Origin of the sequence: Streptomyces megasporus (assembly GCF_000718985.1) — a bacterium.
Classification (GTDB): domain Bacteria; phylum Actinomycetota; class Actinomycetes; order Streptomycetales; family Streptomycetaceae; genus Streptomyces; species Streptomyces megasporus.
On sequence record NZ_JODL01000005.1, the window covers coordinates 60,791 to 81,017 of the forward strand.

The 20,227-nt window shown below is 72.7% G+C and carries 22 protein-coding genes; 15 read left to right on the forward strand and 7 right to left on the reverse strand.

What is annotated here, in order from left to right; all coding sequences use genetic code 11:
* Positions 1-17: 17 nt before the first annotated feature.
* Together IF47_RS0106405 and IF47_RS0106410 are read right to left on the reverse strand one after the other, a co-directional pair.
* Positions 18-473, reverse strand: coding sequence for a hypothetical protein (locus IF47_RS0106405; RefSeq protein WP_031507303.1), 456 nt, complete (start codon positions 471-473; stop codon positions 18-20).
* Positions 470-904 carry a hypothetical protein gene (locus IF47_RS0106410; protein ID WP_051717142.1) on the reverse strand — a complete coding sequence of 145 codons (435 nt, stop codon included), beginning with the start codon at positions 902-904 and terminating at the stop codon, positions 470-472. Before IF47_RS0106410 ends, IF47_RS0106405 begins: the two co-directional genes overlap by 4 nt.
* Positions 905-995: 91 nt before the next feature.
* On the opposite strand from IF47_RS0106410, the gene IF47_RS0106415 reads away from it, so the two are divergent.
* Together IF47_RS0106415 and IF47_RS0106420 are read left to right on the forward strand one after the other, a co-directional pair.
* Complete coding sequence (locus IF47_RS0106415; RefSeq protein ID WP_031507305.1) at positions 996-1,817, forward strand: helix-turn-helix domain-containing protein; 822 nt, start codon at positions 996-998, stop codon at positions 1,815-1,817.
* Complete coding sequence (locus IF47_RS0106420; RefSeq protein ID WP_031507306.1) at positions 1,814-2,056, forward strand: DUF397 domain-containing protein; 243 nt, start codon at positions 1,814-1,816, stop codon at positions 2,054-2,056. Before IF47_RS0106415 ends, IF47_RS0106420 begins: the two co-directional genes overlap by 4 nt.
* 306 nt (positions 2,057-2,362) lie before the next feature.
* On the opposite strand, the gene IF47_RS0106425 is transcribed toward IF47_RS0106420, so the two are convergent.
* Positions 2,363-3,091, reverse strand: a complete 729-nt coding sequence (locus tag IF47_RS0106425) for a class I SAM-dependent methyltransferase (protein WP_031507308.1) — start codon at positions 3,089-3,091, stop codon at positions 2,363-2,365.
* A 263-nt stretch (positions 3,092-3,354) separates the two neighbouring features.
* Positions 3,355-3,786 (reverse strand): winged helix-turn-helix transcriptional regulator, encoded by a 432-nt coding sequence (locus IF47_RS0106430; protein ID WP_078591606.1) that lies wholly within the window; start codon positions 3,784-3,786, stop codon positions 3,355-3,357.
* A 133-nt stretch (positions 3,787-3,919) separates the two neighbouring features.
* Between IF47_RS0106430 and IF47_RS0106435 the strand changes: the two genes are divergently transcribed.
* Positions 3,920-4,780 carry an SDR family oxidoreductase gene (locus IF47_RS0106435; protein WP_031507310.1) on the forward strand — a complete coding sequence of 287 codons (861 nt, stop codon included), beginning with the start codon at positions 3,920-3,922 and terminating at the stop codon, positions 4,778-4,780.
* Between the two features lie 64 nt (positions 4,781-4,844).
* Here IF47_RS0106435 and IF47_RS0106440 read toward each other — a convergent pair whose 3' ends face one another.
* Positions 4,845-5,792 (reverse strand): LysR family transcriptional regulator, encoded by a 948-nt coding sequence (locus IF47_RS0106440; protein WP_051717144.1) that lies wholly within the window; start codon positions 5,790-5,792, stop codon positions 4,845-4,847.
* A gap of 185 nt (positions 5,793-5,977) precedes the next feature.
* Between IF47_RS0106440 and IF47_RS0106445 the strand changes: the two genes are divergently transcribed.
* The 7 genes from IF47_RS0106445 (at position 5,978) to fabF (ending at position 12,837) form a co-directional block, all read left to right on the forward strand.
* Positions 5,978-6,547, forward strand: a complete 570-nt coding sequence (locus IF47_RS0106445) for a DUF6817 domain-containing protein (protein WP_031507313.1) — start codon at positions 5,978-5,980, stop codon at positions 6,545-6,547.
* Between the two features lie 100 nt (positions 6,548-6,647).
* A complete protein-coding gene (locus IF47_RS0106450) occupies positions 6,648-7,625 on the forward strand; it encodes an aldo/keto reductase (RefSeq protein WP_031507314.1) in 978 nt (325 codons plus the stop codon).
* 208 nt (positions 7,626-7,833) lie between these two features.
* The gene (locus IF47_RS0106455; protein WP_078591633.1) at positions 7,834-9,054 is read left to right on the forward strand and encodes a PucR family transcriptional regulator; all 1,221 of its coding nucleotides are present in this window, start codon (positions 7,834-7,836) and stop codon (positions 9,052-9,054) included.
* A gap of 100 nt (positions 9,055-9,154) precedes the next feature.
* Positions 9,155-10,120, forward strand: a complete 966-nt coding sequence (locus IF47_RS0106460) for an ACP S-malonyltransferase (RefSeq protein WP_031507316.1) — start codon at positions 9,155-9,157, stop codon at positions 10,118-10,120.
* 21 nt (positions 10,121-10,141) lie between these two features.
* Positions 10,142-11,176, forward strand: coding sequence for a ketoacyl-ACP synthase III (locus tag IF47_RS0106465; protein ID WP_031507317.1), 1,035 nt, complete (start codon positions 10,142-10,144; stop codon positions 11,174-11,176).
* 59 nt (positions 11,177-11,235) lie between these two features.
* Positions 11,236-11,484: an acyl carrier protein gene (locus tag IF47_RS0106470; protein ID WP_031507319.1), complete on the forward strand. Its 249-nt coding sequence runs from the start codon at positions 11,236-11,238 to the stop codon at positions 11,482-11,484.
* 90 nt (positions 11,485-11,574) lie between these two features.
* The gene (fabF, locus tag IF47_RS0106475) at positions 11,575-12,837 is read left to right on the forward strand and encodes a beta-ketoacyl-ACP synthase II (protein ID WP_031507320.1); all 1,263 of its coding nucleotides are present in this window, start codon (positions 11,575-11,577) and stop codon (positions 12,835-12,837) included.
* A gap of 101 nt (positions 12,838-12,938) precedes the next feature.
* On the opposite strand, the gene IF47_RS0106480 is transcribed toward fabF, so the two are convergent.
* The gene (locus IF47_RS0106480; protein WP_031507321.1) at positions 12,939-13,892 is read right to left on the reverse strand and encodes a beta-ketoacyl-ACP synthase III; all 954 of its coding nucleotides are present in this window, start codon (positions 13,890-13,892) and stop codon (positions 12,939-12,941) included.
* A gap of 160 nt (positions 13,893-14,052) precedes the next feature.
* On the opposite strand from IF47_RS0106480, the gene IF47_RS0106485 reads away from it, so the two are divergent.
* On the forward strand, positions 14,053-14,715 hold the full coding sequence (locus IF47_RS0106485; RefSeq protein WP_051717145.1) for a TetR/AcrR family transcriptional regulator: 663 nt from the start codon (positions 14,053-14,055) through the stop codon (positions 14,713-14,715).
* A gap of 105 nt (positions 14,716-14,820) precedes the next feature.
* On the opposite strand, the gene IF47_RS0106490 is transcribed toward IF47_RS0106485, so the two are convergent.
* The gene (locus IF47_RS0106490; protein ID WP_031507324.1) at positions 14,821-15,315 is read right to left on the reverse strand and encodes a DUF3145 domain-containing protein; all 495 of its coding nucleotides are present in this window, start codon (positions 15,313-15,315) and stop codon (positions 14,821-14,823) included.
* Between the two features lie 340 nt (positions 15,316-15,655).
* Between IF47_RS0106490 and IF47_RS0106495 the strand changes: the two genes are divergently transcribed.
* The 4 genes from IF47_RS0106495 to IF47_RS0106510 all read left to right on the forward strand — a co-directional run bounded on the left by IF47_RS0106495 (position 15,656) and on the right by IF47_RS0106510 (position 20,207).
* On the forward strand, positions 15,656-16,591 hold the full coding sequence (locus tag IF47_RS0106495) for an SGNH/GDSL hydrolase family protein (protein ID WP_169745200.1): 936 nt from the start codon (positions 15,656-15,658) through the stop codon (positions 16,589-16,591).
* 163 nt (positions 16,592-16,754) lie between these two features.
* Positions 16,755-17,915 (forward strand): mandelate racemase/muconate lactonizing enzyme family protein, encoded by a 1,161-nt coding sequence (locus IF47_RS0106500; RefSeq protein ID WP_031507327.1) that lies wholly within the window; start codon positions 16,755-16,757, stop codon positions 17,913-17,915.
* Between the two features lie 232 nt (positions 17,916-18,147).
* Positions 18,148-19,140, forward strand: coding sequence for a zinc-dependent alcohol dehydrogenase (locus IF47_RS0106505; protein ID WP_031507328.1), 993 nt, complete (start codon positions 18,148-18,150; stop codon positions 19,138-19,140).
* Positions 19,141-19,229: 89 nt separating this feature from the next.
* Complete coding sequence (locus tag IF47_RS0106510) at positions 19,230-20,207, forward strand: hypothetical protein (RefSeq protein WP_031507329.1); 978 nt, start codon at positions 19,230-19,232, stop codon at positions 20,205-20,207.
* Positions 20,208-20,227: the final 20 nt, after the last annotated feature.

Consider the following 20,227-nt stretch of genomic DNA (forward strand, 5'->3'; position numbering starts at 1 on the left):
CGGAAGGGCCCGAGGCGTCACACGGCCGCCGTGTTGCCCATCCGCAGCCGCCCGGAGGAGGCGCGTGTCCGCAGGTACTCCTCCACTTCCTCCGGCGTCGTGGCGGGGGCGAGCGGGTCGAGGCCGACGAGCAGCGCCACCGGCCCGCCGCCCCGCACGAACGCGGCCCACTCCGCGCAGACCCGCGCCCGCAGGCCCAGCCCCCGGTCGTCCAACCGCACGGACACGCGGTCGGATCCGGTGCCCAGGGTGAGGCGCGGCCCGACGTACGCCAACGGACGGCCCGGATCGTCCAACTCCAGTGCGCCGGCCAGCCGCAGCATCCGCCGTTCCACGTCCCGCGCGGTGTCGCCCCAGGGGACGGGCACTGGGGGCGTGATCAGCAGGAACGCCATCCGGCCCACCTCGGTCCTCTCCAGCCACGTCCAAGTGGCCACGCGCCGTGGCAGTCCGGCGGTGCGGGCGGCGCTCACCGGCTCTCCTCCCCGGCGAGCGGACGGGGGTGCCGTCCGGCGAGGCGGCACAGCACGGCGTGCAGCGCGGCCGGGTCCACGAAGGGCGTCCGCTCGGTGGGCGTGAGGACCCAGGACAGCGGCCACGTCCCGCCGCGCAGGGCCGGGATGCCGACGTACGCGGCGCACCGGTCGCCGCTGGTCAGCCCCCGCGCGCCGGGCGGCCAGCGGTGGGAGCGGACGGTGCCGGGCGGCAGCAGGAAGTACGTGTACCGCTCCCCCACGCACTCGTGGACGGCCGGACCGTCCGTCTCCCGCACGGCCTGCGCCGCCAGTCCCCCCGCGACCCGTACGGCGTCGAAGTGCACCCCGGCCAGCCGTAGCGAGTGTCCGTTCCGAGGAATCCAGTCCCAGACCGGATTGACGCTTTCGGTGGTTGTTTCTCCGTTCACGCCTCCGACTTTTCCGGCTTGTGCCTAGCGTGACCAGCAGTGACCAATGCACAGCCCTCGGTTGTCGTGAGGGCAGGGGGAGAGTGATCGCATGTCATCGAGCGCGCCCAACATCACGGGGTCGGACGGCATGAAGGTCTTCGGTGCCGTCCTGAGCGCGCTGCGCGAGGCGCACGGGGCGACACAGGAGGAACTCGGCCGACACGTCGGGTACTCCAAGTCGCTGGTGGCCAAGGTGGAGGGCGGTGAACGGCTGGCGAGCCCGGAGTTCATCGCCAAGGCCGAGGAAGTACTGGACGCGAAGGGGGCGTTGCGTGCCGCCGCCCCGCACCTGAAGTGGACGCGGCTGCCCGCCTGGTTCGGTGAGTACGCGAAGCGGGAGCAGGAGGCGGTGAGCGTGTGGTCGTACGACACGCACGTGATCAAGGGACTTGTCCAGACGGAGGACTACGCCCGCGCGGTGCTCAGCGCATACGTCCCCGTGTTGGAAGAAGACGAGATCGAGCGTCAGGTGCGGACCCGTATGGAGCGCCAAGCACTGCTGACGCGCAAACCGGCCGTCTCGTTGGCCATGGTCATCGAGGAGTGCGTACTGCGGCGCCCGGTGGGCGGAAAGGCAATTCTCAGAGCCCAGTTGGAGCGGCTGCTGGAACTGTCGGAGATGCGGAACGTGTCGATCCAGATCATGCCGACGCACTATGAAACCCACGCCGGCTTCGATGGTCCCTTCACACTCCTGGAGACACCAGAGTCACAGTGGGTGGCCTACGTGGAAGGACAGTCCACAGGCACAGTTTTCGACGACCGGAAAGAGGTCAGCAGGTTCCAGGATCGCTATGGAATGATCCGAACACAGGCCCTGGTTCCCAAGGACTCCGTCCGGTTGATCGAGGAGATGATCCGCGAATCATGAACACCGCAGACCTCGCGTGGTTCAAGTCCAGTTACAGCGGGAGCCAGGGCGGCGACTGCGTCGAAGTCGCCGTCGAGTGGCGCAAGTCCAGCCACAGCGGCGACGCGGGTGGTCAGTGCGTGGAGGTCGCGGCCTGCCCGCACACCGTCCACGTCCGCGACTCCAAGGACGTCGCCCGTCCCTCCCTCGCCTTCACCCCCGGCGCCTGGTCCGCCTTCCTGGACGTCGCCCGCGACTGACCCGGAGGCGGCTTCCGTGAGGTGAGGGGCCTTGGGGGTTCGCCGGATGTTGTCCGTTTCCTCACCGGTTTCCCACCCGACCCTCACCTTCGGTGCCTAGCGTGTGGGTCGGGGCGGCGGATGTCGCGCCGCCCCTCCCGCTCGCCATCGGTACCGCCTCCTTGTCCGGTGTCTTCGCCGATCGTCCGGTTCCCACTGTCGCCGCACGGTCGGACACCGGGTCCGCATGGCCGGCGGGAGCGGTCGCGCACGGTCGCCGGGGTCGGCTGACTCCCGGGGACCGTGCGGCGGCCACGGCGCGGCGGTTCAGGCGGGGCGGCGGAACAACGCCGTCCAGAGGAAGGGTTCGCCGAAGTACGGGGATTCGGGTGGCTCGTCGTTCATGCGGCGCAGTTCGACTTCCTCCAGGCCGGAGAAGATCCGGCGCAGCGACTCGGGCGTGTAGGCGAGGCCGCCGTGGAGGCGGCCCTGTCGGTAGAGCTCCTCGTCGGGCAGTTCACAGCCCATCGCCCCGGCCGCGAAGCAGGTGAGGGCGAGGTGGCCGCCGGGTGCCAGGACGCGGTCCACGAGTGCGAGGTAGCTGACGCGGCGGTGCGGCGGCAGGTGGTGGAAGCAGCCGGAGTCGTGGATCAGGTCGTAGGGGCCGGCCAGGCCGTCGCCGAGGGCGAAGGCGTCCCCGACGCGAAACCGGATGTCGGCTCCCGCCTCGCGGGCGCGTTCCTCGGCCCATGCGACGGCCTCCGGGGAGAGGTCGACGGCGTCCACCTCGAGCCCGAGGGACGCGAGGTGGAGGGCGTTGCGGCCCGGACCGCAGCCCAGGTCGAGCGCCCGGCCCGGCGCGATCAGGCCACGGTCGAGGTACGCGGCCAGGTTCTCGTCGGGCTTGGCGGCGAAGAACGGCACGGGCTTGGAGCGGTCCGCGTAGAAGCCGTCCCACCAGGAGGCCGCGCCTCCCGTCCAGCGGTCGGCGTCGGGTGCGAACAGGCCGTCCAGGAGTCTCAACACGTCGTCCACCGTGCGGATGTTCCGGTCCATCGGTTCCCCTCTCGCGACGGTGGAACCCTAGGGACGGACGGCGCCGGGGACCAGGGCGGGCGGTTCGGCCCGACGTCACGGGCGGGCCCCTGCCGAGCCCGAACGGAGCCGGGAGGCAACCCCCTTCACAGCCGGGGCGCCCGGCCGCCCGCGCATCCGTGAGGAGCCGTCACAGGGTCTTTTCCCGCTCGGCTTGGACGGCTTTTTCGACTTTCTCGGCTTTCTCGATCTTCCGGGTTCCTTGGCTCCCGCCCGGCCGGGTCTCAGTCACCGCCGTGGTTCTCGTCGTGCCGCCGCTGCGCGGCCATGACGTCGGGCATGTGGGTTTCGAGGTGCTCGATGAGGTCGATCAGCTTGCCGGCCGTGGTGCGACCCAGCTCGGTGAGGCTGTACTCGACCCGCGGCGGCATGACGGCGTGGACCTCGCGGTGGACGAATCCGTCGCGCTCCAGTGCCTGGAGCGTCTGAGCGAGCATCTTCTCGCTCACGCCGTCGACGCGGCGGCGCAGGGCGTTGAAGCGGGCGGGCCCGTGGTGGAGGCCGGCCAGGACCAGGACACCCCAACGGCCGGTGAGGTGTTCCAGCACCGGCCGGGAGGGGCAGGCACGGGCGAACACGTCGAATTCCAGCTCCCGGGCCCGCTGTTCTTCCGCGGTCCCCGGGGCGACCTCCGGCGTGGTGGTCGGTGTCTCCATGCCTGAAGGCTACCCGAGAGGAAGCACTGTAGAAAAGTTTGCGCTTTCAATTTCACAGCGTACGGTGGATGCCACATCGGGCCTCCGAGTCCGAGCGCTTCCCTGTCGTTCCCACACCCGAAGGACACTCGCGATGATCGTCGTCACCGGAGCCACCGGACAGTTCGGCCGCCTGGCCGTGGAGAAACTCCTCGACCGCGGCGTTCCCGCCGCCGACCTGGCCGTCGCGGTGCGCGCCCCGGAGAAGGCGGCCGATCTGGCCGAGCGGGGCGTGACCGTCCGCGAGGCCGACTACGACCGGCCCGAGACTCTCGCCCCCGCGTTCGCCGGGGCCGACAAGCTGCTGTTCGTCTCCGCCAACGGCCCCGACGATCTGCGCGTCGTCCAGCACCGCGCCGTCGTCGCCGCCGCGAAGGAGGCCGGGGTCGGGCTGGTCGCCTACACCTCGGTCGTCGGTGCCGACACCAACCCGCTGGGGCTGGCCCGCGTCCACCGCGAGACCGAGGCCGCCCTGGCCGAGTCCGGCCTGCCCACGGTGCTGCTGCGCAACGGCTGGTACACCGAGAACTACACCGCCACCCTGGCGGACTCCGTCGAGCGCGGCACGATCGTCGGATCCGCCGGCGCGGGCCGCGTCGCCTCGGCCACCCGTGCCGACCTCGCCGAGGCCGCGGCCGTCGTCCTGACCCGCGACGACCAGGCGGGCAAGGTGTACGAGTTGACCGGCGACACCGCCTGGACGCTCGCCGACCTGGCCGCCGAGGCCACCGCCGTCTCCGGCAAGGAGGTCGTCTACAACGACCTGCCCGCCGAGCAGTACCGGCGGATCCTCACCGACGCGGGTCTGCCCGCCTTCTTCGTGGAGCTGCTGGTGGACTCCGACGTCAAGATCTCCCAGGGCGCTCTGGCCCGGACCACCGGCGACCTGACGACCCTCCTGGGCCGGCCCGCCACCCCGCTGTCCGACGCCGTCGCCGAGGCGCTCAAGGGCTGATCGCGCAGGCGCCCCGGCGCCGTCGGAGGCAGGCGGGCGGCACCGGGAGCGCGGTGGTGTCCCCTCACGCGTCCTCCTCGGCGCTCCCCTCCGCGTGCTCGTCCGTGCGCCCGTCCGCGTTCTTCTCCGCGCAGCTCCTGGCGACCAGGTCGGCGAAGGTGCGGGCGCTGGGGGTGAGGGTGTCCCAGCGGCGGACGGCCCAGCCGGCCGACAGGGGCGGCAGGGCGGGGACGGGCACGAGACGGAGGGGGCCGTCGACGCCCGGAACACGCCATCCGGGCAGAGCCGGCACCAGGGCGTGGCCGAGGCCGAGTTCGGCCAGCAGGACGGCGGTGTCCCAGTCGGCCACGCTGGTGTCGGAGTCGACGCGGACGCCCAGGTCGGCGAAGGCCGCCTCCAGGCGGGCCCGGGAGGTGGAGCGTTCCGGGAGCCGGATGTGTCGGATGCCCGCCAGGTCGTCGGCGTCGAGGTACGGCCGAGAGGCGAGCGGGTCGTCCACGCGGGTGGCCAGGACCCAGGGCATGTCGACCACGGGACGCTGCTCGACGCCCCGCACGGGCTCGCCGATGGTGATCCAGGCGAGGTCCAGGTCGTTGGCGGTGAGGGCGTCGAAGCAGCCGCGGCTGGAGTTCTCGGTCTGGAACTCCAGCCGCACTCCGGGGTGACGGCGGCGGAACTCGACGATGGCCTCGGCCATGAAGTGCCGCACCGTCGTGGCGCCCGTGGTGACGCGGACGGAGCCGCCGTCGCCGCGTGCGAGGTCGTCGAGGCGGCGCAGGGCGAGGTCTATGCCGGCGAGACCGTCGGCGGCGGCGGCGCACAGGACGCGTCCGGCCGCCGTGGGCACCACGCCGCGCGCGTGGCGCTCCAGGAGACCGACCCCGGTCTTCCTCTCCAGCCGCCTGATGTGCTGGCTCACCGCCGACTGGCTGCACCCGAGGTCGCGGGCGACGGCGCTGAGGCTTCCCGCCCGGCACACGGCGACGAGGACACGCAGATCTTCGAGAGTCACGACGCCCAAGCCTTCCCTTGGAGTTGGCAAGCAAACTCGAGGATTGACTTGGGTTTTGGGGTGCTGGACCATCGTTGCGGGCCCAGGGCGGCAACCCGTCCCCGCGTCCTCGCCACCGTCCGGGCCCCGGACGAGGGCACGGGACGGGTGCCGACCCCGTCGTTCCGACAGGGGGGAGCGCCTCCATGTCCGTTCACGTCGATCCCGCCGACCGGGTCGTCGCGCTCCTGCGCGCGTTCGGCGCCGAGGAAATCGCCCACCCCGGCGGCACCCTCCTCGCCCACCTGGAGCGCGTACGGGGGCGGCTCGCCGCGTGGGGCGCCCGTCCGGCCCTTCGACTGGCGGGCCTGTGCCACGCCCTCTACGGCACCGACGGTTTCGCGTCCGCCCCCCTGCCGCCCGACCGCCGCGACGAGTTGGCGGAGGTGATCGGCGTCGAGGCCGAGAACATCGTGTACTTCTACGCCGGCTGCGACCGTCAGGCCGCCTACCGCGTCCTCACCGACCCCGACGCGGCCCTCCGGGACCGGTTCACCGGCCTCCTCCACACGCCCAGCACGGAGTTGCGGCGGGACTTCGCCGAGCTGACCGCGGCGAACGAACTCGACATCGCCCACGTCGACCCGGTCTTCCGGGAGCGGTGGGGTCCTTCGCTCCGCGCGCTGTTCGACCGCCTCCGTCCGCTGTTGAGCGATCCCGCCTGGCAGGACTGCCGCACGGTGCTCACCGCGCCGGGGGCGTCCGGGAACGGCTGACGCCGCACACGCCGACAAAACCGGCGGGGGGAGGCCGGCGCCGCGCCCGCGCATAGCCTGGTTCCGCCCGCCACCGTCACGCACCGGGAGGTCGCCGAACATGGCCCTGGACCGCATGCGCCCGCGCACGCCGTACGCCCGCATCGGGTTGGGGCTGGCCGCCGTCGGGCGACCCGGGTACATCAACCTCGGACGCGAGCGGGACCTGCCCGCCGAGCGGACCGTCGAGGCGCTGCGCCGCCGCACCCGTGAACTGCTCGACCTCGCCTGGGCCCGCGGCGTCCGGTACGTCGACGCCGCCCGCTCCTACGGCCGTGCCGAGGAGTTCCTCGCCGACTGGCTGAACAGCGGCGACGACCCGCGCGAGGGGCTGGTCGTGGGCAGCAAGTGGGGCTACACCTACACCGCGGACTGGACCGTCGACGCTCCCGTGCACGAGGTCAAGGACCACTCCGCGGCCACCTTCGACCGGCAGCTCGCCGAGACGCGGGCGCTGCTCGGCGACCGGCTCGACCTCTACCAGATCCACTCCGTCACCCCCGACAGCCCCGCCCTGACCGACACCGCCCTGCACCGCCGGCTCGCCGAGCTGGTCGCCGAGGGCGTCACCGTGGGGGTGTCCACCAGCGGGCCGAGGCAGGGCGACGCCATCCGCGCCGCCCTGGACGTCACCGTCGACGGCGAACCCCTCTTCCGCAGCGTCCAGGCCACCTGGAACCCGCTGGAGCCCTCCGCCGGAGAGGCCCTGGCCGAGGCGCACGACGCGGGCCGCACCGTCATCGTCAAGGAAGCGCTCGCCAACGGTCGGCTCCTCACGCCCGGCACCCCGCCGCACGCCGTCCTGGAGGCGCTCGCCCGGGAGGTCGGCGCGTCCGGCGACGCCGTCGCCCTGGCCGCGGCCCTCCACCAGCCCTGGGCCGACACCGTCCTGTCCGGGGCGGCGACCACCGACCAGCTCGCCGGCAACCTGCTCGCCGCGGACGTGCGGCTGGACGACGAACGGCTCGCGCGTCTCGCCTCTCTCGCCGAGGCCCCGGACGTCTACTGGGCCCACCGGTCCCGGCTTCCCTGGAGCTGACCCGGAGCTGGTCCGGAGCCGATCCTGGAACTGACCCGGAGTCGCCCGGCAGGGGACCACAAGAGGGCTTTGATGCTGCTTTGACATCTTCTGGATGAAGTGTCATGAAACATCCAGGTGTCGAGTGGAGGAGCGGTACGAGCGGAACGGCCGTCGCCGCCCCGCTCGTTGTACGAATCCGACACCCGCTCCCCGCCGCGCCGTACCAATAGGGCAGTCTTGTCCCGTGCCAGAAACCACGCAGACACCAGCACCCGACAAGCAGCGACCGCACCCGCACCCCCAGACGCTGCGGCGGCTGGAGCAGTCCTCCGGCAAGCTGGCCGCCGCCGCTCTCGCGCGGATGGGGGAGCAACTGCCGTGGTACCGCGCGATGCCGCCGGAGAACCGGTCCTGGATCGGGCTGGTGGCACAGGCCGGCATCGCGGCGTTCACCGAGTGGTTCCGGCATCCGGAGACCCCGCAGGCCATCAGCACGGACGTGTTCGGCACCGCACCGCGCGAACTGACGCGGGCCGTCACGCTGCGTCAGACCGTGGAGATGGTCCGCACCACCATCGATGTCGTGGAGTCGGCCATCGACGAGGTGGCCGCGCCCGGCGACGAGAGCGTGCTGCGCGAGGCGCTGCTCGTGTACGCCCGCGAGATAGCCTTCGCCACCGCCCAGGTGTACGCGCAGGCCGCCGAGGCGCGCGGCGCGTGGGACGCGCGGCTGGAGTCGTTGGTGGTCAACGCCGTGGTCTCCGGCGAGGCCGACGAGGGGGCCGTCTCCCGCGCCGCCGCACTGGGCTGGAACTCCCCCGAGCACGTCGTCGTCGTGCTGGGCACCGCGCCCGACGGGGACAGCGAGTTGACCGTGGAGGCGATCCGGCGCGCCGCCCGCCACGCCAAGCTCCAGGTGCTCACCGGCGTGTTGGGCAGTCGGCTGGTGGTCGTCGCGGGCGGCTCGGACAATCCGCTGCACGTCGCCAAGGCGCTGATCGGGCCGTTCGCCCCCGGTCCGGTGGTGGCCGGGCCGGTGGTCGACGACCTGCTGTCGGCGACGCGCTCGGCGCGGGCCGCCGCCGCCGGCCTGAAGGCGTGCGCCGCGTGGCCGGACGCGCCCAGGCCGGTGCTGGCGGACGATCTGCTGCCGGAGCGCGCGATGGCCGGAGACCCCACCGCGCGGACGCTGTTGGTGGAGGAGATCTACAGACCGCTCCAGGAGGCCGGCGCGGCGCTGCTGGAGACGCTCAGCGTGTACCTGGAGCAGGCGAGCTCCCTGGAGGGTGCGGCGCGGATGCTGTTCGTCCACCCCAACACCGTCCGCTACCGGCTGAGACGTGTGACGGACGTCACCGGATGGTCACCCTCCGATGTCCGCTCGGCCTTCACGCTGCGCATCGCGCTGATCCTCGGCCGCCTCGCCGAGCAGACCGGACGGATATAGTCGTGCCGGGCGATTTTGTCGGCCCTCCACAATTACCCTGACCGTTCTTCGTGCCGGTCCCCACCGGCGGGGACCTCCGTCGACAAGAGAGAGTGAGAGAGTGCTCGTACTCGTCGCTCCCGGCCAGGGTGCCCAGACACCCGGCTTCCTGACTCCTTGGCTCGAACTCCCCGGCGTCGCCGACCGGCTGCGGGAGTGGTCGGCCGCCATAGACCTGGATCTGGTGCACTACGGCACCGAGGCCGACGCCGAGCAGATCCGTGACACCGCCGTGGCGCAGCCGCTGCTGGTGGCCGCCGGACTGGTCTCCGCGCGGGCGCTGCTGGACGGTGTCCGCGAGGACGCCCTGGGAGCGGTCGCCGGCCACAGCGTGGGCGAGTTGACCGCCGCCGCGATCGGCGGGGTCCTCACCCCCGAGGCCGCGATGGCGCTCGTCCGGCGCCGCGGTCTGGCGATGGCCGAGGCCGCCGCCGTCACCGAGACGGGGATGGCCGCCGTGCTCGGCGGGGACCCGGAGACGGTGACGGCGCACCTGGAGAAGCTGGGCCTCACCCCCGCCAACATCAACGGCGCCGGCCAGATCGTCGCCGCGGGCACCGTCGAGCAGCTCGCCGCGCTCGCCGAGGAGAAGCCGGAAGGGGTGCGGGCGGTGCGGTCGCTGGCCGTCGCGGGCGCCTTCCACACCCACCACATGGCCCCGGCCGTCTCCGCGTTGGAGGAGGCCGTCCAGGGCGTCGAGGCGAACGACCCGCGCGTCCGCTACGTCTCCAACCGGGACGGCCACGTGGTCGCCGACGGCGCGGAGGTCGTGCGGCGGCTGGTGCACCAGGTCTCCAACCCCGTGCGCTGGGACCTGTGCATGGAGACCTTCAAGGAGTTGGGGGTCACCGCGCTGATCGAGGTGTGCCCCGGCGGCACCCTCACCGGTCTGGCCAAGCGTGCCCTGCCGGGCGTGAAGACGCTGGCCGTGAAGACCCCCGACCACCTCGACGCGGCCCGCGAGCTGATCGCCGAGCACGGCGGCCCCGCACGAGGCGCCGAGCCCGCCGGCACGACGGCCGAGTAGTCGAAGAGGAGTCCCGAGACCATGACCGCGAAGATCCGGCCCGCGAAGGGCGCCCCGTACGCGCGCATTCTCGGCGTCGGCGGTTACCGCCCGGCCCGGGTGGTGCCGAACGAGGAGATCCTCAAGCACATCGACTCGTCCGACGAGTGGATCCGCACCCGTTCCGGCATCACCACCCGCCACTGGGCGGGTCCGGAGGAGACCGTCGCCGAGATGTCGCTGGCCGCGGCGGGCAAGGCCGTCGCCGCCGCCGGGATCACCCCCGACCGGATCGGCGCGGTCGTCATCTCGACCGTCTCCCACTTCAAGCAGACGCCCTCGATCGCCACCGAGGTCGCCCACCGGTTGGGCACGGGCAAGGCCGCGGCCTTCGACATCTCGGCGGCCTGCGCCGGCTTCGGTTACGGCCTGACCATCGCCAAGGGCCTGATCGTGGAGGGCAGCGCGGAGTACGTCCTGGTCATCGGCGTCGAGCGGCTGTCGGACCTGACCGACCTTCAGGACCGCAGCACCGCCTTCCTGTTCGGCGACGGCGCCGGAGCGGTGATCGTCGGCCCGGCCGAGGAACCGGCCATCGGCCCCACCGTCTGGGGTTCGGAGGGCGACAAGGCGGACGTCATCTCGCAGACCGTGCCGTGGGACGAGTTCCGCGGCGACGACGTGTCGAAGCTGCCCGTCGACGAGAACGGCGAGCCGAAGTTCCCCGCGATCCGGCAGGAGGGCCAGACGGTCTTCCGCTGGGCCGTCTTCGAGATGGCGAAGGTCGCCCAGCAGGCGCTGGACGCCGCGGGCGTCTCCGCCGACGACCTGGACGTCTTCATTCCGCACCAGGCCAACATGCGGATCATCGACTCGATGGTGAAGACCCTCAAACTGCCGGAGCACGTCACGGTCGCCCGTGACGTGGAGACCACCGGCAACACCTCGGCCGCCTCGATTCCGCTCGCCATGGAGCGGCTGTTGGCGACCGGGCAGGCGAAGAGCGGCGACACCGCACTCGTCATCGGCTTCGGGGCGGGTCTCGTCTACGCGGCAACGGTCGTTACCCTCCCCTGAGTCGGTCAAACCGCACCATGACAATAGGACCGCACCACACAACGCAAAGGAGCGCCATCATGGCTGCCACCAAGGAAGAGATCGTCGCCGGTCTCGCCGAGATCGTGAACGAGATCGCCGGCATCCCGGTCGAGGACGTCCAGCCGGAGAAGTCCTTCACCGACGACCTGGACGTCGACTCGCTGTCCATGGTCGAGGTCGTCGTCGCCGCCGAGGAGCGCTTCGGCGTGAAGATCCCGGACGACGACGTCAAGGGCCTGAAGACCGTGGGCGACGCCGTCGACTACATCATCAACCACCAGGACTGACCCGGTCCGACGTCCGAGAGACGCGCTTGTCGCCACCCGCTTCGGGTGGCGCGGACCCACACATCCCCTACCAGTGGAGACAGAATTCCTGTGAACGCGACCCATCACCCCGTGGTCGTCACCGGTATCGGCGCAACCACACCGCTGGGTGGCGACAGCGCATCGACGTGGGAGGGCCTGGTCGCCGGTCGTTCCGGGGTGAAGGCCCTGGAGCAGGAGTGGGCGGCCGAACTGCCGGTGCGGATCGCCGCCTCGGTGGCGGTCGAGCCGTCCGAGATCCTGCCTCGGCCGCAGGCCCGCAAGCTGGACCGCTCGGCGCAGTTCGCGCTGATCGCGGCCCGCGAGGCGTGGGCCGACGCCGGTTACGAGGGCAAGGCCGGCGAGAACGGTCTGGTGGACCCGGACCGGCTCGGCGCGGTCGTCGCCTCCGGCATCGGTGGCGTCACCACGCTGCTCGACCAGTACGACGTCCTGCGGGAGAAGGGCCCGCGGCGCGTCTCCCCGCACACCGTGCCGATGCTGATGCCCAACAGCCCGGCCGCCAACGTCGGTCTGGACCTGGGCGCCCAGGCGGGTGTGCACACCCCGGTCAGCGCCTGCGCCTCGGGGGCCGAGGCGATCGGCTACGCCGTGGAGATGATCCGCACCGGACGTGCCGACGTGGTCGTCGCGGGCGGCAGCGAGGCGGCGATCCACCCGCTGCCCATCGCGGCGTTCGCCAACATGATGGCGCTGTCCAAGAGCGAGAGGGCGCCCGAGGAGGTCTCCCGTCCCTTCGACAAGACGCGGGACGGTTTCGTGCTCGGCGAGGGCGCGGGCATCATCGTGCTGGAGTCGGCCGAGCACGCCGCCAAGCGCGGCGCGAAGGTCTACTGCGAGGTGCTGGGCCAGGGGCTGTCCGCGGACGCCCACCACATCACCCAGCCCGAGCCGACCGGCCGGGGCATCGCCGCCGCGCTGCAGAACCTGCTGGAGAGCACCGACCTGGACCCGGCGGAGCTGGTGCACGCCAACGCGCACGCCACCTCCACCCCGCTGGGCGACGTCGGCGAGATCAAGGCGCTGCGCAAGGTGCTGGGCGCCGACCTGGACCACATCGCCATCTCCGCCACCAAGTCGATGACCGGCCACCTGCTGGGCGGCGCGGGCGGTGTGGAGACGGTGGCGACGGTCCTGGCGCTGTACCACCGCACGGCTCCGCCGACCCTCAACCTCGACGAGCTCGACGAGGAGGTCGACGCCGACATCGTGCGCGGCCAGGCCCGCCCGCTGGGCGAGGGCCGGATCGCCGCGCTCAACAACTCCTTCGGCTTCGGCGGCCACAACGTCGTCCTGGCCTTCCGCACGGTCTGACACCCGCGATCCGACCGCGCGGTTCGGCACCGCGCACCGCCCCGAGGGGGCCACCGGGCACCGCCCGGTGGCCCCCTCGGTCGTTCCCGTCCTCGGTGAGGTCAGGGGCAGGTGACGACCTGTCCGGCCCAGGAGAGGCCGCCGCCGAAGGCGAACAGCAGCACGGGGGCGCCCGCCTCGATCTCGCGGCGCTCGACGAGCTTGGAGAGGGCGAGCGGGACGGAGGCGGCCGAGGTGTTGCCGGAGTCCACCACGTCGCGCGCCACCACGGCGTCGCCGGCGCCGAGCCTGCGGACCAGGGATTCGATGATCCGCAGGTTGGCCTGGTGGGTGACGATCCCACCGAGTTCCCGGGGGGTGATCCCGGCCTTCTCGCAGGTCCGCTCGATCAGGGGCACCAGTTCGGTGGTGGCCCAGCGGAAGACGGTCTGCCCCTCCTGGGCGAAGCGGGGCTGCCAGTCGCCCATCAGCCGCACGGCGTCGCCGCGCGAGGGGTCCGATCCCCAGACGACGGGGCCGATGCCCGGGGTGTCGGCGGAGCCGGCGGGGTCGACGCTCACCACGGCGGCGCCCGCGCCGTCGCCGAGGAGGACGCAGGTGGAGCGGTCGGTCCAGTCGGTGACGTCGGACATCTTCTCGGCGCCGATGACCAGGGCGTGCCGTGCGGCTCCGGCGCGCAGGGAGTGGTCGGCGCCGGCCAGGGCGGTGGTGAAGCCCGCGCAGCCGTTGTTGAGGTCGAAGGCGACGGCGTCGGGGATGCCGAGACGTCCGGCGACCTGGGCCGCGGTGGAGGGGCAACGGTCCCGCGCCGAGCAGGTGGCGACGGTGACCAGGCCGATGTCGGCCGGGTCGAGTCCGGCCGCGGCAAGGGCCTTGCCCGCCGCGGCGGTGGCCAGGTCGGCGACGGACTCCTCGCGGGCGATGCGGCGGGTGGCGATGCCGGTCCGCTGCCGGATCCACTCGTCGCTGGTCTCCACCATCCCCGCCAGGTCGTCGTTGGTCAGGATGTGGTCGGGCTGGTGGTGGCCCAGGGCGGTGATGCGGGTCGGGTGCACGGCGCTCCTCTTCTCGACTTCTTCTCGGCGCAGCCCCGGCACGAACCCGGCACGGCCTTGGCTCGACCGTGACACGGCCGTCGGCTGCGCGGCGCCCACGACTTTATAGCGACCGATCGATCGGACTCTATGGGTTCCACTTCTCGGTACGATGGCGCCCGTGAGCCCCCGCAGATCCGTCGCCGAAGCCCGTCGCACCCGCGAGCGGATCATCGAGCACAGCGTCGCCCTCGCCTCCCTGGAGGGGCTGGAGGGTCTGACGATCGGACGGCTCGCCTCCGACCTCGGTCTCAGCAAGTCCGGCCTGCTGGGCCACTTCGGCACCAAGGAGGCGTTGCAACTCGCGGTCCTGGAACGGGCGGCGGTGATCTTCGACCGCGAGGTCTGGCGTCCCGCGGCGGACGCCGAGCCGGGGGTGACACGGCTGCGCGCGGTCTGCGCGACGTGGATCTCCTACCTGGAGCGCGGGGTGTTCCCCGGCGGCTGCTTCTTCGTCTCCGCCACGTTCGAGTACGACGGTCGCGGCGGTCCCGTACGGGATCTGTTGAGGCGCCAGTTCGGCGCGTGGCGCAGCCGGCTGGCGGCGGACGTGCGGGTGGCAGCCGGGCGCGGCGAACTGCCCTCGGACACCGATCCGGAGCAGGTCGTGTTCGAGTTGAACGGAATCCTGATGAGCCTGAACCACACCATCCAGCTCTACGGCGACACCGGGGCCGCCGCCCGCGCCCGGCGCGCGGTGGACCGGCTGCTGCCGTCCCCGCCGTCCGCCCCCGTGGCCCCTCGGCGGCCCGGAGAGCGGGGCGCCTCGCCGAAGCCGGCGTAAGCACGAGGCGGCCGTGCCCCCGTCACCGTGGCACGCTCGACGGCGCGGCGTACGGGACGCGGGACGGGACGCGGGCCGTACGGCGGGAGCGGGCGCGACGGGGCGTCAGACCACCTGGTGCAGCCAGCGCACCGGGGCGCCCTCGCCCGCGTAACGGAAGGGCTCCAGCTCGTCGTCCCAGGGCTTGCCGAGCAGCTTGGCGATCTCGGACTCCAGGTCGGTCTCGCCGCGCGAGGCGCGGACCAGCGCGGCGCGCAACCGGTCCTCGGGGATGAGGATGTCGCCGTGCAGACCCGTCACCGCGTGGAAGATGCCCAGGTCGGGGGTGGAGCTGTAGCGCTCGCCCTCGGCGGTGGCGCACGGCTCGGAGGTCACCTCGAAGCGGAGCATGCGCCAGCCGCGCAGCGCGGAGGCGAGTTTGGAGGCGGTGCCGGGCTCGCCCTGCCAGGAGAGCTCCGCGCGCCAGGTGCCCGGCGAGGCGGGCTGCTTGATCCAGTCGAGACTGACGCGGGCGCCGAGCACTCCCGCGACGGCCCACTCCACATGCGGGCACAGTGCGCGGGGAGCGGAGTGCACGTACAGAACTCCACGTGTGGTCACCGGGACCTCCTGTGCGGTTCGAGCGCGACCTTCCGTGGCGGCCTCGAATCCCTACCGGCCGTGCGCCGAGTCAGCGCTTGACATCTTGTCCCATCGGTCACGTGTCCTCCAGCCCGTGGTTACGAACAGTAAACACTATCCGTGCCGTTTCTCCCTAAAAGGGACAGCAAGTGACGCGATGTAATCTGTCAATTGTGTCCGGCGGCCATTTTCGGACCGTCATGGAAAAAGCTACCGCGCCCTGGCGCGCAAAGGGTGACGTACCGTCGGTCGAGGCGGTCAACCCACCCGTCCGAACCATCACCCCACCGGGAAACGGAGAGAAACGGGGGCAGGAGACGTGCGAGACAGCGTGCCGCCCGGCCGTGTCCGCGGCGTGGGGCTCGTGCTCGGCGCGTGCGCCGTCGTCGTCGCCGTCGTCGTGACGCTCGTCGTCCTGGTGGTGTCGGGAGGTTCGCCGGGCGGTTCGTCGGACGGCCGGGGCACGCTCCGCTCCCCGGGTTCCTCCCCCGACGCCCGCCCGTCCCCCTCGCCCACGCCCGAGTGGGACCCTCGTCCCGATTCGCTGGCGGCGCTGGGCGACTCCATCACCCGCGCCCACAACGCCTGCTCGCCGCTCTCCGACTGCCCCGAGGCGTCCTGGGCCACCGGCACCTCCGCGACGGTGGAGAGCCTGGCGCGGCGGCTGGGCGTGCCGGCCTCCGCGCGCTGGAACCTGGCGCGCTCCGGCGCCCTGATGACCGACCTGCCCGCCCAGGCCGAGAAGGCCGCGGCGCGCCGGCCGGAGCTGGTGACGGTGCTGATCGGCGCGAACGACGCCTGTCGGTCGAGCGTGGCGCGGATGACGCCCGTGGCCGACTTCCGCGCCGACTTCGCCGAGGCCCTGCGCGTCCTGCGTCGGAACTCGCCCCGCACCCAGGTGTACGTGGCCGGCGTGCCGGACCTGGAGCACCTGTGGGAGCAGGGGCGGTCCCACCCACTGGCCGCCCGGGTGTGGGAGTTGGGCATCTGCCCCGCGATGCTGGCCGACGCCGACGCCGTGGACGCCGCCGCAGTGGAGCGCCGCGAGAAGGTGGCCCGGCGGGTGCGGGCGTACAACGCCGCGCTCCGGGAGGTCTGCGAGCGCGACGCGCGCTGCCGCCACGACGGCGGGGCGGTCCACGAGTACCGCTTCACCACCCGCGAGCTGAGCGGCTGGGACTGGTTCCACCCCGGCGAGGCGGGCCAGCGGAAGCTCGCCGAGATCGCCCACCGCCGGATCACGGCCGGGGGGTGACCCTCCCGAGCGGGCCGCGGGTGCGGCGAGGGAGTCCGCCCGGGAGGGTTCGACCAGGGGATCTCCGCACGACCCATTGACGCCGGTCACGGCATGTCACTACATTCACGCCAGCATTTCGAACGGTTGACGAAATATCGAACAGCGTGGAGGGGCAACCGCTGTGCGCATCACCGGAATCAGCACCCACGTCGTCGGCACCCCCTGGCGCAACCTCACCTACGTACAAGTCCACACGGACGAGGGCCTCACCGGCGTCGGCGAGACCCGGATGCTCGGACACACCGACGCACTCGTGGGTTACCTCCGCGAGGCCGAGGCCAATCACATCGCCGGGTCCGACCCCTTCGCGGTCGAGGACCTGGTCCGCCGCATGAAGTACGGCGACTACGGGCGGGCCGGGGAGATCGTGATGTCCGGCATCGCCGTCGTGGAGATGGCCTGCTGGGACATCAAGGGCAAGGCGCTGGGCGTCCCCGTCTGGCAACTGCTCGGCGGGAGGGTCACCGAGAGGGTCAAGGCGTACGCCAACGGCTGGTACACCGTCGAACGCACCCCCGAGGCGTTCCACAAGGCGGCCCTGAAGGTCGTCGAGCGCGGCTACCGGGCCCTCAAGCTCGACCCCTTCGGCACCGGCCACTTCGAACTGGACCACGCCGAGACGCTGCGCTCGGTCGCCCTGGTGGAGGCCGTGCGGGACGCGATCGGACCGGAGTGCGAGCTGCTGCTGGAGATGCACGGCCGGTTCAGCCCGGCCACGGCCGTCCGCATCGCCCGCGAGGTGGAGCCGTTCAAGCCGAGCTGGCTGGAGGAGCCGGTGCCGCCGGAGAACCTCAAGGCGCTGGCCAAGGTCGCCGACAAGGTGGACCTGCCGATCGCCACCGGCGAGCGCATCCACGACCGGATCGAGTTCCGCGAGCTGTTCGAGTCGCAGGCCGCCGACATCATCCAGCCCGACCTCGGCCACCTCGGCGGCATCCTGGAGACCCGCAAGCTCGCCGCCACCGCCGAGACCCACTACATGATGGTCGCGCCGCACAACGTCGGCGGCTCGGTGCTGACGGCCGCTTCCCTGCAACTGGCCGGTTGCACACCGAACTTCAAGATCCTGGAGCACTTCAACGACTTCGCGGACGCCGAGATCAAGAAGGTGGTCAAGGGCGCCCCTCAGGTCGTGGACGGCTACTTCGCCCTCCCCGAAGCCCCCGGCCTGGGAGTGGAGTTGGACACCGACGCGGCGGCGGAGTTCCCACAGCAGCAGGCCCGGTTCGACCTGTGGGCCGAGGGCTGGGAGAAGCGGGACCCGCGCGGAGCGCGGGCATGACACGCGGTACGCCACGGGGGCGCGGGACCACCGCGGCCGGCCGGGCGGAGAGCGGCGCCGCCCTCCGCCCGGCGGACGGAGAGCACGACGGCGCCACGCGAACCGTACGCGCGTACGGCCCGTGCGGCGCGGGGAGGATGCAGCGGTGAACACACCCGTACACGACCAGGACCCGACGGCCCCGGCACCGGAGGGCGCCGTACGCCCCGCCCGCGCCGGCCGCGCCGTCGTCGTGGAACGGCCCGGCGTCCATCGGCTGGTGGAGGTGGAGCGCGCCGAGCCCGGCCCCGGCGAGGCACGGGTGGCGGTGTACGCGGCGGGGATCTGCGGCAGCGACCGCGAGGTGTACGCCGGGACGCGCGCCGAGGGCTACGTCCGCTACCCCGTGATCCCCGGTCACGAGTGGTCCGGCACGGTGGACGCGGTCGGCCCCGGCGTCGATCCGGCGCTGGTGGGCCGGAAGGTGGTGGGCGAGGGGTTCCGCGCCTGCCTGGTCTGCGACCGCTGCCGGGAGGGCGCCACCAGCCTGTGCGGCGGAGGCTACGAGGAGACCGGCTTCACCCGGCCCGGCGCCTTCGCCGACGCCCTCGTCCTGCCGGCCCGGCTGCTGCACGTCCTCGACGACCGGGCCGACCTGCGCTCCGCGGCGCTGTTGGAGCCCGCCGCCGTGGTCGCCGCGGCGGTGCTGGCGGGCGAGCCCCGCTCCGGGGAGCGCGTCGCCGTGGTCGGCGCGGGCACGCTCGGCCTGCTGGCCGTCCAGTTGCTGGCCGCCGTCTCCCCCGCCGAGCTGCTGGTGGTCGATCCCCGTGTGCAGCGCGCCGAGCAGGCGCTGTCCATGGGCGCCACCCGGGCGCTGGCCCCGTCGGACGCCGAGGGGCTGCGCGGCCGTCACGACCTGGTGGTGGAGACCGCGGGCGCGCCCACCACCGCGCACGACGCCTGCCTGCTGGCCCGGCGCGGCGGGCGGGTGGTGCTGACCGGCCTGCCCGAGCCCGGCGCGCTGGGCATCGATCCCGTCCACCTGACCGTCGGCCAGCTCACCGTCCGGTCCGTCTTCGGCGCTCCGCCCGCCGCCTGGGCGCACGCGGTACGGGCCTTCGACACCGGGCTGCTGGCGCCCGCCGCCCTGATCACCCACGAGCTGCCGTTGGACGGTTTCGCCGAGGCCGTCGCGTTGGTCGGCAGCGGCGATCCGGGGGTCGGCAAGGTCCTGCTGCGGCCCTGACCGCCCCGCCCGTCCCGCGCGGGCCGCCCCCGACCCACGTCACACCCTCACTCGCCAACGACGTACGAGACACCGAACCTGGGAGCATCGTGACCGACGCGTCCACTCCACTGCCCGGCTCGCCCGCCGGCCGCCGCCCCGGCGAGACCGCCCTCGCCGCCCTCGGCCACCCCGTCCCGCCCCTGAACCCCTCCGACGCGTCCCCGCACGCCTTCCCCGACGGCGGCACCTGGCGCACCGAGATCCCCTCCGTGGAGGGGCCGGAGGCACTGGCCACCGTGTTGAAGGAGGCCGAGACCCTCGGCGTCCCCGTCCACCGCATCAGCCAGGGCAGCGGTGTGTGGATGTTGAGCGACGCCGAGATCACCGAGATGGTCGGGGCCTGCGCCGAACACGACGTCGAGCTGTGCCTGTTCACCGGCCCGCGCGGCACCTGGGACACCGGCGCCGGGACCCGCACCCTCTCGGGCGGCGCGGGGCTGCGCGCCCGCGGCCACGACGCGCTCGCCGGGTGCGTCGAGGACGCCGTGCGCGCGACCGAACTCGGCGTGCGCTGCCTGCTGGTGGCCGACGAGGGCGTGCTGCTGACCCTGCACCGGCTGCGGACGCGGGGCGTGCTGCCCGCCGACACCACCCTCAAGGTCTCGGCGCTCATCGGCCCGGTGAACCCCGCCTCGTACTCCGTCTACGAACGTCTGGGCGCCGACTCGATCAACATCCCCTCCGACCTGACCCTGGAGCACCTGACCGAGATCCGCCGGGTCAGCCGCGCCCCGATGGACTTCTACCTGGAGGCCCCCGACGACCTCGGCGGCTACGTGCGGATGTACGACGTCGCCGAGTTGATCCGGCGCGGCGCGCCGATCTACCTCAAGTTCGGTCTCAGCAAGGCCCCCGGCCTCTACCCCTACGGCGCGCACCTGCGCGACGTGACCCTGGACACCGCGCGCGAGCGGGTCCGCCGCGGACGTCTCGCCCTGGACCTGCTGGCCCGCCTCGGCGCCGACACCGGGATGTCCCCCCTCGGCTCCCGACTGCCCGGCCCGCTCGACCGCTTCCCCGACTGACCCGGCCGGCCCGACCGCCT